Below are 15,312 nucleotides of genomic sequence, written 5' to 3'. Positions count from 1 at the left end.
ATGATTTTATTAGTACAAACAATAGTTTTGTATACCTTTGGAGACCATATAGAGCGTATCTTAAAGAAAAACAGATGGTAACAATAAGTGACATAGCAAAAGAAGCCAATGTATCTGTTGGAACAGTAGACAGAGTCCTCCACAATAGGGAAGGCGTGTCTAAAAAAACGGCTAAAAAAGTCAAAGCTATTATAAAAAAACACAACTTTAAAACCAATAAAATTGCAAGCTCACTTGCTCTTAACAAAAAACTTAAAATAACTACTTTAATCCCTCAATCTAATGCCGACAATACGTTTTGGAAAGCGCCTTTAATGGGCACTCAAAGTGCTCAAGAGGAGGTTGAAAAATTTGGCATTACTGTAAACAACTTTAGCTTCGACCAATTTGATGCCTCTTCCTATTTAAATACTTTCGAAACTTTAATGCAATCCAATCCAGACGGTGTTGTTATTGCTCCAATATTTATTAAAGAAACGCATCAAATAACCAAAACACTAGACGACAATAACATTCCTTATGTGTTTATTAACGTAGAACTTGAAGGCTTTAACAACATTTCCTTTATAGGTCAGGATGCTTTTAAAGCTGGACTTTTAGCGGGAAAACTAATGCACTTATGTTTAAAAGACGATTATTCTATTTTAATTATTCACACACGGTTAAACGTAGATAATCACCAAGCAATTTCCGAACGTATTCACGGTTTCAATGACTATTTCCTAAACAATAGGTTACCCATAAAAAGCAGTATCGCAAACATTATCGACCTAAACAACACCGAGCAACTCAAAAAGGACCTCAAGCTCATTCTAGAAGAGAACCCCTCCATAAATGGTGTTTATGTCCCTAGTAGTCGAATTTCGGTTTTCGCCAATTGCCTAAATAATATTACGTCAAAAGAACTAGCACTAATAGGCTTTGATAATACAGAACAAAATATTAAATGCCTAAACGAAGATAAGGTTTCATTTTTGATATCGCAGCAACCTTTTATCCAAGGACACAAATCCATTACCTTAATGACCAACTACTTAATTGAAAAGAAAACGCCAGAACAAAAAATTTATTCGCCCATAGAAATACTAACCAAGGAAAATGTAAATTTTAGCTAAAGAATGGGGTTAATTATCAATTATTTCATATTTTCGTGTGCGAACACGTTTTTTTAACTTAATCATAATTCATATAAACTTAAAACCATAAGTCATACACTTAAAGCACAATACTAAAATGATATCTAACATGAAACAACTAAAAATGACAGCATTCTTTTCATTTATTGCATTGTTATTGTTTACCAACTGTAACAATACTAAAAAAGAATCAGAACCGTGGGTTTACTTATTTGATGGCAAAACATTAGATGGGTGGCACATTAAAGGAGGAAAAGCAACTTATGAAGTAAAGGACAATACAATTATAGGAACCTCTACACTTAATACCCCTAATACCTTTTTATGCTCTAACGAGATGTACGGCGATTTTATCCTAGAACTCGAATACAAAGTAGACCCAAAACTTAACTCAGGTATTCAAATACGCAGTAATAGCCTCCCTTCCTATAATAATGGAAGAGTTCATGGGTATCAAATAGAAATTGACCCTTCGGAAAGAGCTTGGAGCTGCGGCATTTATGATGAAGCGCGAAGAGGCTGGTTATATCCTCTATCGAATAACCCTACTGCACAAAAGGCATTTAAACAAAATGATTGGAATAAATATAGAATTGAAGCTATTGGAGACACCATTAAAACATGGATTAATGGCACACCTGCTTCTTATTTAATAGATGATAAAACTGCGAGTGGTTTTATTGGTTTGCAGGTACACGGCATTGGAAATAACGAAGAAAAAAATGGCACACAAGTCATGTGGAAAAACGTAAAAATAATAACAGATCAAGTAGAAAAGTATAGTACACCATCAACGGCTCCACCTATTACCACTAAAAACAATTTAACTGCTGATGAAGAAAAAAATGGCTGGAAACTGCTATGGGACGGAAAAACCACCAATGGATGGCGTGGCGCCAGACTAGATACGTTTCCTGAAAAGGGTTGGAAAATTGAAAATGGCGTACTAGCTGTTCTTGCATCGGGTGGTGCCGAATCGAATGCAGGCGGCGACATCGTTACGAACGAACTTTTTGGTGACTTTGAATTGAAAGTAGATTTTAAATTAACCGAAGGTGCCAATAGTGGTATTAAATATTATGTAGATACCGAACTTAATAAAGGCCCTGGATCTTCGATCGGGTTAGAATTCCAAATACTCGACGATGCCAAGCACCCAGATGCAAAACTTGGAAATCACGAGGGCAGTAGAACAGTTGCCTCTCTTTACGATTTAATACAAGCAGATCCTACTAAGCCTGTAAACCCAATAGGCGCATGGAATACTGCTCGTATTATCTCTAAAAACAACCATGTAGAACATTGGTTAAATGGTGTAAAGGTGTTAGAGTACGAACGTAAAAGTGAAGCCTATCGCAAGCTAGTAAAAGAAAGTAAATATGCCAAATGGCCAAATTTTGGAGAGGCAGAAAAAGGCCAAATTTTACTTCAAGACCACGGTGATCTTGTATTCTTTAGAAATATAAAAATACGCCCAATTAACAACGACAAAAAGTAATGAGTTATGAGTACAGATAGAAGAGATTTTATAAAAAAAACAACAGCAGGAGCCATGGGGCTTGCTTTTAGTAACGGCATTAATGCCATGTCTGCAAAAAGCTATTCTAACATAATAGGTGCCAACGATCGTATTAATATAGCTATTCAAGGCTTAGGAAGGCGTTATGGCGCTTACATAGAACCCATCGCTCACAGAAAAAGCAACGTTCGCCTACTCTATTTGTGCGATGTTATGAAAAGCCAAAGAGAAAAGGCCGCCACCTATGTAGCAAAGCATATTAAGAAGGCGCCCATTTTGGAAAATGATATTCGTAAAGTACTAGAAGACAAAGAGGTGGATGCCGTTTTCATGGCAACTCCCGACCATTGGCACACCCCCGGAGCGATTATGGCCATGCAGGCGGGGAAACATGTGTATTTAGAAAAGCCATGTAGCCATAACGGACGCGAAAACGAATTGGTCGTAGCCGCCCAAGAAAAATACAACAAGGTGGTCCAAATGGGCAACCAGCAACGTTCTTCCCTAGAAACTACGGAAATTATAAAGGACATCCACAACGGAATAATTGGTGATGTTTATAAAGCCATAGCCTTTTACGTTAATAGCCGAGGTGAAGTTCCTAAACAAACGCAAACAGCACCTCTAGATGGGCTGGATTGGGATCTGTTCCAGGGACCTGCACCACGAAGAGCGTATACGGACAATACATGGGACTATAACTGGCATTGGTACGGTTGGGATTACGGAACAGCCGAAATGGGAAATAATGCCACCCATGAGCTTGATATTGCGCGTTGGGCCTTAGATGTAGAATACCCAGAACATGTAGATGTATTATCAGGGAAATACCATTATAAAGATGATGGCTGGGAGATGTACGATACCATGGAAGCAACTTTTAGATTCGCCAACAATCGCGTTATACAATGGGATTGCCAGAGTAGAAACAACTACAACAAATATGGAAAAGGACGTGGTACCATTATTCATGGTTCTAATGGTTCTGTATTTGTAGACCGCAGTGGTTACAGCTTATATGATCTGAAAGGAAAACTGGTTAAAGACAGCCAATCCGCAAGTAAAGAAAGCGGTATTGCTCTTGGTGGTGGCGGTAATTTAACAACACGACATGCCGTTAACTTTTTTGAAACCATTCGCGGTAAGGAAACCCTAAACTCACCTATACTGCAAGGTGCCATCAGTCAGGCGATGACGCATTATGCCAATATTGCTTCCCGAATAGGAAAATCATTTGATATTGATGAAACAAGTGGTCGCATATTCGATCGCGATGCCATGAAATTATGGTCCCGTACTTATGAGCCCGGGTGGGAGCCTAAGTTGTAAATGCCATTTTTATAAAAAGTCTGAAAAGTTCATTCTGAATGAAGTGAAGAATCTTAAAATATAAATCACTAGTGATTTATATTTTAAGATTCTTCACTTTAGCCTGTATTGAGCCACAGCTGAAAGGCTCTGGGTGACAAAATAAATCACTTTTTAGACCAGTTTAAGAATATAGCATTTAAACTAATTTTTAATAACCTTGAATACTTGTAGTATATCATTATTGTTTGCTACAAGGAGTAATTTTTGATTTTTATAGGATAATAATTTTGCCTTTTTTGCATCTTTATTACAAAATATACCGCTCTCTAAAAAATGTAAGGATTTAAAATTATTCTTACCGTCTCCTAAGAGCACCAAACCATGACCTGCATCATTACGTGTCGTCTCTATTTCTGAAACAAATAAATTACCAACACACAATACATCTAAATTTCCATCTTTATTAAAATCGTCTATTACGAAATCGTTAATATTTGACAATTGTGCCATATTTGGTAGACTAGTCACATTAAAATTACCTTTTCCTTTGTTTTCAATAAACACAGAAGCAAATGTATCTGTCTTATAATGCAAAGCCTCCCGAAGCTTATCTTCTCCATATACATCCTTTAATTCCAATGAGGCAAAAACATCATATTTTTTAAAGGTTTTTTTTAAGCTAGGCACCTGTTGGGATGAACAAGAAAAACCTCTTAAAGGGTAGTGTTTATTTTCTTGATAATACCCCAAAACGATATCTAAATTACCATTATTATCGAAGTCATGATAATATACATCGAAAGGATTATCTGTTGCTGTTTTGTATTTGTAATTAAGCCCCAAATTACCTGCAATAAAGTCCAAATCCCCATCGTTATCAAAATCGCCTTGTTCGATACTAAACCACCAACCCTTCGTCGCCTCCAAATCTTCTATTGACTGTTTCTTTAATATCCCTTTGTTGTTTTTAAACAAGGTTATGGGCATCCATTCGCCAACAACAATTAAATCGGTCCAGCCATCTTGATCATAATCACTCCAAACCGCATCTGTCACCATACCAATATCATTCAATTCTTTGGCTATAGTATTCGTTTCATTAATAAGTTCTCCCTCGTCATTTTTTAAAATAAAGGATGAAGTAGGTCTTGGATAGTCACGAGGCGACAGCCTTCCTCCTACAAAAACATCGAGGTCGCCATCCTTATCAAAATCGTTAGCTTTAACAACACTCCCACTTATACTTGGCAGATCTTTTATTGTCGTTTTTGTAAATATTCCTTTTCCATTATTTAAATATAACCTGTCTGCATAAGTTTTATTATTTGCTTCAAATTCATTACCACCACTCACAACATAGAGATCCAAAAACCCATCACTGTTAATGTCTATAAACGACGCATCTATATCTTCATATTCTTTTTCATTCTGCCATAATAATTCGTTCGATTTAACAAAGGCATTATCCTTGTATGTGTATAACGTTGCTTCCTTATTGGCTGCACCACCAATAAATACATCGTCAAAACCATCATTATTGACATCAGCCACAGCTAATGCAGGTCCAAACTGGGATAGTTTATGAGGCAATAACACCTGAAAATCATAATCATTAAATATATTTTCGATGTGCTTATGCTTTAGAGCTGCCGTTGAAGTTATATCATTGAACATTTGATGTTCATTACTTTTATTGTGTAGTTCTTCACTAGCATCTTCTAGGTAAAGCGTGAGTTCTTGATTGGCTTTTACTCCTTCTAATATTGTTACTTTTCTATTGGGCCAAATAACCTTAAGAGAATCAACTTCTAATGTCTGCCCCAATCCAAAATGTACTATATCTTCACTTGTAGAATATATGCCCCTTACATTAGTTGTTTCAAAAAATTGCTTTTCTCCATTAACACGAATTTCAACTCTGGAGCCAAGGACAGGTCTATTATTTTTTGATTTTAAGTTTATTCTTAAAAAGTTTTTATTGGTTAAATTATTTCTGTACAAAAAAGCTGTTTTGTTAATATTATTGACAACAATATCCAAATCTCCATCATTATCAAAGTCGGCATAAGCTGCACCATTAGAAAAGGATTCATCATCAAGCCCCCAACTTTCACTTGTCTCTGAAAAATTCAAATTGCTTAGATTTCTATAAGCATAATTTTTAATAGGTTGTGAAGGTAAAAGTGATAAGGTTTCATCTAAATCGAGAATATCCCAAATACTGATGTCTCCCCCTTGGGGGTTTTCCTTCACCCATTTGTTGGCTACTTCTATGATATGTTTACCAACTTTTTTATCGGCATCGGTATTTCTTATGTCCCTTAACAAACCATTGGTAATATAGACGTCCTTATGACCATCATTATCAAAATCGGCAATTAAATTAGCCCAACTCCAATCTGTAGCCGCCATACCCGTTATTTGAGCTATATCACTAAAGGTGTTATTTCCATTATTCAAATGAAAATTATTAAACATATATTGGTAATGCCCCCCATCTTTGACCACTTTCCAAAACGCATTTGGATTCATGCCACTCATATTAGCCTTTAGCCTAAAGTTATCCTCTGCTACCATATCTACAACAAACACGTCTAAAAACCCATCATTATTGATATCAGAGACATCTACTCCCATGCTGTAATATGACATGTGGTTTAACGCTTGATTTCCTATATTGGTAAATGATCCGTCCTGGTTATTTATAAATAAAAAATCTGGAGCATAAAAATCGTTTGCTACATAAAGATCTGTCCAACCATCATTATTAAAGTCACTTGCAGAGACAGCATTGGGAAATCCGGTCATATTTACTCCCGCTTCTTGTGTTACTTCAATAAACTTACCTTTTCCATCGTTTTTATATAAGACCAAATGAAATTCGGGCTTTAAAAGTGTAGATCCAAAAAATTCTGAATAACTTCCTGGATTTGGTGGTTGTGTCAATAGAAAAAGATCTAAAAAACCATCTTTATTATAATCTAAAAACGTAGCATGTCTAGTCCTCCCCCTGTTAGCAACCCCATACTTTTCTGCTAACTCTGTAAAAGTTAAATCTCCATTATTTATATATAGCAAATTCCTCCTAAGTTCTGGCTTATGGTCGAATAGTTCCCTACTTACATAGATATCATCAAACCCATCATTATTTACATCTGCTATAGTTACACCAGTTGACCAGCCTCCATCATTAATTAATCCAGCTTTTTTTGAGATATCTTTAAATGTTAATCTTCCTTCATTTAAATAAAGTTTATCTTCAACGATGTTGCCTGCAAAAAAAATATCTTCTAAACCATCATTATTGAAATCTCCAACACCAACACCTGCTCCTCCATAAAAATTAGAATAAATTAAAATATTTTTCTCTTTGTCATCCTTTATGGTATTATTAAAGCTTAAGCCACTCTTTGATGCAGAAACCTTTGTAAATAATTTACTGTTTTGAGCACAGACCCCCACAGAATAAATCACTATTAAGGACTTTAATAAAAACATTAAAAACCTGCTCATTATTTCTTTTAATTTAAATACTGGATATTTTATTTTCCAAAAAATTACGCTATCAACTAAAATAAAATAACTCTTAATAAAAACGAAACACTAAATGGATAAAAAAAGGGAGGGTACAAAAACCACTCCCTTTTTTAACATTATTTCTTGCATACAACTTACTGTTTATCCCACCATACTCTAGTAGTAAGTTCGTCTGGACCTTGCGCTGCAACAGCAGCTGCATAATTTTCAGGGTTATTACTTTGATCACTTTCTGGGTAAGTTAAGCGTCTTGGGATTGTTCCGTTTGTAACGTTACCAGGATAATTTACAGGTGTTAAAACAGGAAAGCCCGTTCTTCTCCAATTTGCAAAGGTCTCATACTCATTTAAAAATGTAGCTGCCCAATATTGATTATTAATTTGTTCTATGGCATTTCCAGAATCGTACGGATTATTCGCTAAATAATCGGCAATATCAAAATCACTAATAACCGCCCCATCACCATACATAGATAAAACTTTCATTGCAGCTGTTACTCCTGCATTATAATGTGCTTCCGCATCTGTACCAATACCCCATCTAACATTAGCTTCAGCTAACATAAATTCAACCTCAGCATAAGTTTGAAAAAACATCGGCGCATTCATTTGCCCTATATTTGTAATGTTTGGTTCTGCAAATGCATCCGTACTTGTTTCACCTGTCGCCCCTTCTAATGTATTAGAATCCAAACCATTTGGCAAACCTTTTAAATCGACAGGATTAGTACTCTCATCACTATTTCTTCTAGCAAGCACAGGCAACCTTGGATCTCCTGTTGCTTGCATCCAATCGACAAATGTTTTACTCAAACGTTGATTTCCATCAGCATCAAATGCCTCACTATTTCCATTTCTGTTATTAGTATCATCATGAGGAAAAAAGAACACATCATCATTAGACTGCATTACACCTCCATTTATAGCTTTAGTAACCCAAGCTTGAGAACTACTTGGATCCACCTTTATTAACCTAAATCCTAACCTTAACATTAATGAGTTTGCTAAACGCTTCCATTTTGCTTGATCTCCTTGATAAATTACATCAGCAGCACCAAAACCAGATGTGCCGGAACCCAATGCCGCAGCAGATTCTTCTAATTCTTTTAATAAATCTGGATATATTACACTTTGTGCATCATATTTAGGTTTCAAAATACCACTAATAAAGGCTTGCCCTGCCTCAGAATAAGGAACATCTCCATATAAATCTGTCAATCTAGAATAAATATATACTCTCATTATTCTGGCGATAGCTTTCATCTCATCTGGAGCTTCTTCTGCATTCAATTGAAACATAACATCTTCAATGCTTTTTACTGCATTTTCATAATATCTATCGATTAAAGAAGATGCATACCCTTTATTCCAAGTATATTTATCACCACTCCAATAACCTGCAGTCGTAGATATATGCTGCATCATGGTAGATTGATAAATTAGATTTGCCCTCCAATTATCATAACGTTCACTTGACATGAATTTTTGTGTAGCTGTTAGTTTATTCGCTACACTAACTTGTACTGGCTTAGTCGGATTAACATTTAGTTCCTCAAAACCATTGTCACATGCACTAAAAGAAAGCAGTGCAATTAGTAATATATAAATTGAATTTCTCATATCTTTTTTTTTAAAACTTAACATTTAAATTAAATCCATAACTCCTAGCAGAAGGCACACCAAAATATTCAAGCCCTTGAGAATTTCCAACATTATAAGCACTTTCAGGGTCAATATTATCTACACTTCTTTTCAAATAGAATAAATTAGAAGCTATAAAGGAAATATTGACATCCTTTAAAAAGATATTTTCCAAAATACTTTTAGGAAAAGTATATCCAATACTTAACTGTCTAAACTTAATATAATCTGCATCTTCAACAAACTCTTCTGCAATATCATTAATTCTACCATAGTAAGTTGCTAGGTTTTCTGGTGCAACAGTAGTTGTAAATTCGTTTCCAGTATCTACATCAATTCCTGTAACAGACAACCCATTCTCTCTACCTTCGAGAGTGACTTTATGTAATCCGTTACCATATAGAGATGTATTCGTTCCAGAGAAAACTTGCCCCCCAAATTTACCATCAATTAAAAAGCTTAAACTAAAATCTTTATATCTAAATGTATTGCTTAAACCCAAAGTTAATGGAGGCACACCTTCTCCTAAAATTTTACGTGCTCCAAGAACTGCTAAAGGCACACCATCTCCGTCAATTTCATAAATAATATTACCATTATTATCTCTTTCATAAGACACTCCTACAATAGTTCCATAAGCTTCTCCAACAATATGCGTTATACGAACATTTCTAGAGCGTGGCTCATCTAAATTAACATCGGAGTTAGTTTCATTTGTAGCTAATATTTTTCCATTATTATGAGCACCATTAAAACTAGCTGACCATGTAAAGTCCTCTGTTTTTATAGGTGTGAATCCTAATAAGAATTCAAAACCTTTATTTTCAATTTTTCCTAAATTAGCTTTTGCCCCATTATATCCTGAAAAAACAGATGTTGAAACATCTACTATATCATTCGTTGTTGTATTAGAATAATAAGCTAAATCTAAAGATAATCTATTATTAAACAATCTAGCATCTATACCAATCTCTGTTTCTTCTTTACTGAAGGGCACTAAGTTAGCATTTGGTACAGTCCCCCCATTAACGCGTCCTAAAGGTTGTCCATTTACAGGGTTCCCAAAAATTTCATACGTCAAAGATAAAGCATAAGGATCTTGAGCTCCTCCTGCTACTTCAGAATAGCCTCCTCTTAACTTTAAGAAGTTAACAAAATCTGGCATCTCTAAAACTTCTGAAAGAATTAAACTTGTATTTATTGAAGGATAAAAATCATCATTAGGAGATGTTTTCCCAGGTGCCGACAGAGTAGAGAACCAGTCGTTTCTTCCTGTAAACGTAAGGTAAGCCCAATTATCATATGAAACTTCTACTGAACCATATAACGAGCCTATTTTTCTTTGACCAAAATCACTAATGCTTCTACTTTGGGTTAATGTATTACCAATATCTTCTAAACCAGGGACAATAAAATCATTACCTCCCAAATTTAACTGTTCAGTTTTCACGCTATTGCTATTTGCTCCAAATACAGCTACGGTAGAAATTTTATCTGTAATATCCTTTTCCGCACCTATCATAAAATCTGCATCAATCTGAGAGTAACGTATTTCTGTTTCATTTATTCCTCCCAAGGGTTTATATGCTGTACCAAAAGGTTCAACTGCCGTTCTTCTAATAGTGTAATGATCAACTCCCCCTCTAACTAGGGCATATAACCAATCTGTAATATCATACCTTAATGTAGAATTAGCTATAATTCTATTTTTAGTATCCTCATTTCTAAAATTATAGGCCGCAAAGTATGGATTTTGCGAAAATGTATTAGTAGAATAGGTTCGCTCTGTCAAGTCCTCATTTGCACCTGGATTCATAGTACGAACATCTACGTTAGCAGGTAAATTGGCTACAGTAAAATTAGCATTTCCAGGAGCATCAGACAATCTTGGTCTATTTTGAACATTTTCTATAATGTATTTAGCATTCACTGTTGTTGTCAACTTATCGGCTAAAATAGCACTTGAATTTAATGAAAAAGTTTTTCTGTTTAATCCTGCATTTGGCATGATATCCTCATTTGTTAAGTCTGAAGCAGAAAATCTATAATTCATTTTATCTGATGAATTTGTTAAAGCTAACGTATTAATAAAGGTCGTTCCAACTCTATAGAAATGATCCAAATTATTACCAACATAAGAATAAGGTCTTGATTCACCGTCCCATTGTACAACACTACTGCCATCCAATCGTGCTCCCCAAGATGACAACCCATTATCTCTAGCTTCGTCAATATTTGCAGGCTTTCTTGCCTGAATACCATGCCCATATTCTGTTTGATAATCTGTAAGTGACGTATCTACGTTATCAAAAGTCACAGAACTACTAATCTCTACTCCTAATCCTTCTTGACCCTTTCCAGATTTGGTCGTAACAATAATAACTCCATTGGCTGCACGAGAACCATATAATGCTGATGCAGCACCACCTTTAAGAACATTTATAGATTCTATATCATCTGGGTTAAGACTTGAGATCCCATCTCCACCATCAGAACCACCCCATAGACCGGCAGAACCATTATTTCTATTACCTATTGGCACACCATCTACAATATATAATGGTTGGTTGTTACCTGTTAATGAACTGTTTCCCCTAATTATCACTCTACTGGATCCCGCAGCACCTGTTGCATTTTGAGAAATGCTAACTCCCGCAATTTTCCCTTGCAAAGAATTAATTGCATTAGTAGTTTTTACTGTAGAAATTTCCTCTCCACCAACTTCAGTTAAAGAATAACCAAGTGCTTTAGTGCTTCTTTTTATACCCAAAGCAGTTACAACGACTTCTTCCAATTGGCTTGCATCTTCAACCAACGACACATTAATAACCGTTTGGTTATTAACAGCAACTTCCTGTGTAACATAGCCTATATAGGAAATTACAAGTGTTGTTGATTGATCGGAAATCGTTATACTATAATTTCCATCAAAGTCGGTAGACACCCCATTCGAGGTCCCCTTCTCAATAATGTTTGCCCCTGCTAGAGGGATTCCACTGTTACCATCGGTAACAGTTCCCGTTACTGTTGTTTGTGCTTCGGCATAATGAAAACCGAACAAACAAAAAATTAACAGTAATTTTAGTACTTTTTTAATCATAAGTTTAGTTTTTGAGTTAATAATTAGTAATTTAACAAAAATTAAAGAAAAAAACTATTTTTTTTTCGACCAACGACAGTCTTGAAATGCTGAAGGTTGTCAAAATTATTGATCAAACGTTTGATCAATTTAATTAAACATGAATTATTTGTTCCTAAAGAAACTTTAAAGTTATGCTCTAAAAAAATGCCTAAAGGGCAAGTAAAAAGGTAAATCGATAAAATAATAGAAAATAACTACTTACCCTGAGTCTTGGATAATGAATTTGAGTAAGTTAGAGTGCCAAATCTTGATTTGGTGTACTTCGACTTAGTTTGTCCTGAGCGAAGCCGAAGGGTTCAGTAGAGCTTTCGACAACATGTCTACCGATGAGCAGGTAAGAAATTCATAAGTTTAAAACACTTCTCAAAAGTTCCGCTGAGATTGCCGAAGTACAAAATTCTTGCAGAATCTTACTAGAAAATACATACTTGAACTTTAGCATAGAAGATTCACATTATTAAAGGTTAATTAAAACCAAAAAACAACACCTTACATAGTGTTGTCGCAACTTATATTCATCTATTATTACAAAAGAAGTAATAATTACTTAAAACTTGATTTCAAGACATCGTATGATTAATACAAGTTCAATTTATATTAAAAGCTAAGGTCAATAATTAATACTCATCGAACCTTAGCTTTCAAAATTAACAATCAAGTCTTTCTATCTACTGTTTTTGTGTGAGTGTTAAAGCAACTTCTTCAACAATTTCATCACTTACATATACAATACGAGGTCTATTCCCTGTATCCCAAACATCGCCCTCTACTGTAACAGTCGCTCCTATATAATAGTTGCCTGACTCAAGACCAGTAAACGCAAAGTTACCTTCACTATCGGTTTGAGTATCCCTGAGAAATGATGTGTTCTCCGAGTATAATTTAACAGTGATTCCCGATAAAACAGTTCCTCCACCTGCTGATGCAGTTCCTACAATTGAACCATCGTTCTTCTTGCTACACGAAACAAACAAAATAAGCGAAAGTATTAATATTAATATTTTTTTCATATTACTAAATTATAATGTTAATAAAGATTTATTCAAGAACATTCGACCATTTCGTCTGGCGTCCCGTAAACCAAAGTGGTAAATTATAGTCATCGTGCTGACTAATTTGAGCCCAAGCTTCCGGATCGGTTGCCTGTATATTTGGATTGTACAGCATGCGCTCTTTCCAAGCAAAAGTATCAAAAGGCGCACCAGGGTTATCGCCTAAGTATTTAATCAAACGTCGTGCTGTTGCATAAGGTGTTTCAAAATTAAACATATTGTAATGCAATTGCATTTGATCGAATATAGCTTTTACCTTCTCTTGATCTGTCATAGCATTAAACTGTTGGGCAGCAAAATCGGCATAAGCACTTGAGTTATACTCCATTGATGGACGGTCTCTATCAATCCTAGATTGATCCATATTACTTGGGAACGATGGCGTAGTCTGTTGTGAGTATGTATTATTTGCATTTTTATCGTACCAATATGCACATGATAATTCTATTGCTTTTTTGTAATGATCGGCAGCATTACCACTACCAAATCCTCTAACTGCAGCCTCAGCCAATAAAAGTTCCGACTCAACAGCATGTAAGGTAGGATAACGAATATCAAAATTATACTGAGGACGAACATTATACTCAGAGATCATATTTCTATCTGTTCCAATTGTCCAACCTATATCTTGATACTGAGAACAATACGTTCTAAACGCCTTTAATAAAAATGCCTCACGCTTGGTTAAATCTCCAGCAGCCTCTTCACTTAGCTTTATGGTCATTTCATTGCCAGGCTTTCCAAAAGTAATTTCAGTTACACTAATATCTGTCATAATTGGATGGTTAATATAATAACCCCTCATGGCTTTACTGTAATAGCTATTTGGATCACTTCCATCATCCCAACCTGTTTCCGCTCCTACATATCTTCCTAAAATATCTTTAGAAAACAAATAAGCTACTCTAGGGTCAACCGTGCCATCCATTAGTCCTTGTGCAGAGTTATCACCATCAAAGTAATATAACAGCTCTCCATTTACTAAAGCACTTTTCTCTATAGGCTCACAATTCAATACATCTTCTAAAAAGCGTTTAGGAGCACGACATTCATCAGCACGTTCTCTAAATGCTCTGGTAATCCCTAATTCTACTTGTAATCTGTAAGGTTCGACAATCGCAATATCGGCCAAACCTGCAACATCTTCAGCCTGATCAAACAATGGTTTTCCATTCAACTCTGCAAGTACAGTAGACGTTAAGCTAGGCTGTACTTCACTAACATTCATTGCCCATCTTAAACGAAGCGAATTGATATACTTTCTCCATTGCATGATATTGCCATTAAAAATAACATCTTGCTGAGAAAAAGAGGTCTGTTCTGACGAACCAAGTTGTAAACTCGCTAAGTAAGCTTCAATTTCCTTGGCTTCTTCAAGAATAATTGGATATATTTCTTCCTGACCGATCCATTCAGCTTTTTCACCATCTAGAGCTCCTGCTGTACCTGTTTGAAAATAGGGTACCTCATCATACAAATCGGTTGCACGTTGGTATGCTACTGCTTTCAAGATATGAAGTAATCGCATATAAAGTTCATCACTTGTTGTACGATCCGCCTCTGGAATTTTATTATATTCCTTTTGAGCCCATAAATATTGCTTTATCCAGTCACTATTAATCTTATTAAAAACCGTACGATTAAAAGCATTGGATCCCCAGTCATTTTCTACATCCCTAAGTACAAGAGACAATCCGTAATCGGCAGTAGTATAATAAAGCTGAACACCTGTTCCCATAACGCGAGAGCCACTTCTTAACTGATGGTAAGAAGCTCCATATTCTCCTCTTAGGAAAAACCCTCGAGTGAGTTGTGATGTAAAGTACCCTGCAATAATACTAACCCCAGCAGCATCTGCCTGAGCCTTTGAAAATCCATCAGGGTCTTGATACAAATCCTCCAGTTCACTACAATTAGTAGCACTGAATACCATTAATATTGACAGCGTCAATCTTAAAAATAAATTCTTCATAGT

The 15,312-nt window shown here is 35.5% G+C and carries 8 protein-coding genes; 3 read left to right on the top strand and 5 right to left on the bottom strand.

All coding sequences use genetic code 11. The annotated features are described in order from the left end of the window. Nucleotides 1-74 precede the first annotated feature (74 nt). The 3 genes from JF259_RS04975 (at nt 75) to JF259_RS04965 (ending at nt 3,984) form a co-directional block, all read left to right on the top strand. Nucleotides 75-1,115 carry a substrate-binding domain-containing protein gene (locus JF259_RS04975; protein ID WP_199114022.1) on the top strand — a complete coding sequence of 347 codons (1,041 nt, stop codon included), beginning with the start codon at nt 75-77 and terminating at the stop codon, nt 1,113-1,115. A gap of 130 nt (nt 1,116-1,245) precedes the next feature. Beyond that, nucleotides 1,246-2,634 carry a 3-keto-disaccharide hydrolase gene (locus JF259_RS04970; protein WP_199114020.1) on the top strand — a complete coding sequence of 463 codons (1,389 nt, stop codon included), beginning with the start codon at nt 1,246-1,248 and terminating at the stop codon, nt 2,632-2,634. Nucleotides 2,635-2,640: 6 nt separating this feature from the next. Beyond that, the gene (locus JF259_RS04965) at nt 2,641-3,984 is read left to right on the top strand and encodes a Gfo/Idh/MocA family protein (RefSeq protein WP_199114018.1); all 1,344 of its coding nucleotides are present in this window, start codon (nt 2,641-2,643) and stop codon (nt 3,982-3,984) included. Between the two features lie 183 nt (nt 3,985-4,167). On the opposite strand, the gene JF259_RS04960 is transcribed toward JF259_RS04965, so the two are convergent. The 5 genes from JF259_RS04960 to JF259_RS04940 all read right to left on the bottom strand — a co-directional run bounded on the left by JF259_RS04960 (nt 4,168) and on the right by JF259_RS04940 (nt 15,309). Next, the gene (locus tag JF259_RS04960; RefSeq protein ID WP_199114016.1) at nt 4,168-7,479 is read right to left on the bottom strand and encodes an FG-GAP-like repeat-containing protein; all 3,312 of its coding nucleotides are present in this window, start codon (nt 7,477-7,479) and stop codon (nt 4,168-4,170) included. A gap of 158 nt (nt 7,480-7,637) precedes the next feature. Next, the gene (locus JF259_RS04955) at nt 7,638-9,122 is read right to left on the bottom strand and encodes a SusD/RagB family nutrient-binding outer membrane lipoprotein (RefSeq protein WP_199114014.1); all 1,485 of its coding nucleotides are present in this window, start codon (nt 9,120-9,122) and stop codon (nt 7,638-7,640) included. 10 nt (nt 9,123-9,132) lie between these two features. Beyond that, complete coding sequence (locus tag JF259_RS04950; RefSeq protein WP_199114012.1) at nt 9,133-12,243, bottom strand: SusC/RagA family TonB-linked outer membrane protein; 3,111 nt, start codon at nt 12,241-12,243, stop codon at nt 9,133-9,135. A 710-nt stretch (nt 12,244-12,953) separates the two neighbouring features. Then, nucleotides 12,954-13,295, bottom strand: a complete 342-nt coding sequence (locus JF259_RS04945) for a carboxypeptidase-like regulatory domain-containing protein (RefSeq protein WP_199114004.1) — start codon at nt 13,293-13,295, stop codon at nt 12,954-12,956. Between the two features lie 28 nt (nt 13,296-13,323). Then, nucleotides 13,324-15,309, bottom strand: a complete 1,986-nt coding sequence (locus JF259_RS04940; protein ID WP_199114002.1) for a SusD/RagB family nutrient-binding outer membrane lipoprotein — start codon at nt 15,307-15,309, stop codon at nt 13,324-13,326. Nucleotides 15,310-15,312: the final 3 nt, after the last annotated feature.

The organism is Snuella sedimenti (assembly GCF_016428595.1).
In the GTDB taxonomy this organism is placed as follows: Bacteria; Bacteroidota; Bacteroidia; order Flavobacteriales; family Flavobacteriaceae; genus Snuella; species Snuella sedimenti.
Note: the sequence above shows the minus strand (reverse complement) of the source record. Positions and strands in the feature narration are given on the sequence as shown.

Coding starts and splice junctions, on each gene's coding strand:
- JF259_RS04975 (WP_199114022.1), top strand. CDS start 75: ATGGTAACAATAAGTGACATAGCAAAAGAAGCCAATGTATCTGTTGGA.
- JF259_RS04970 (WP_199114020.1), top strand. CDS start 1,246: ATGAAACAACTAAAAATGACAGCATTCTTTTCATTTATTGCATTGTTA.
- JF259_RS04965 (WP_199114018.1), top strand. CDS start 2,641: ATGAGTACAGATAGAAGAGATTTTATAAAAAAAACAACAGCAGGAGCC.
- JF259_RS04960 (WP_199114016.1), bottom strand. CDS start 7,479: ATGAGCAGGTTTTTAATGTTTTTATTAAAGTCCTTAATAGTGATTTAT.
- JF259_RS04955 (WP_199114014.1), bottom strand. CDS start 9,122: ATGAGAAATTCAATTTATATATTACTAATTGCACTGCTTTCTTTTAGT.
- JF259_RS04950 (WP_199114012.1), bottom strand. CDS start 12,243: ATGATTAAAAAAGTACTAAAATTACTGTTAATTTTTTGTTTGTTCGGT.
- JF259_RS04945 (WP_199114004.1), bottom strand. CDS start 13,295: ATGAAAAAAATATTAATATTAATACTTTCGCTTATTTTGTTTGTTTCG.
- JF259_RS04940 (WP_199114002.1), bottom strand. CDS start 15,309: ATGAAGAATTTATTTTTAAGATTGACGCTGTCAATATTAATGGTATTC.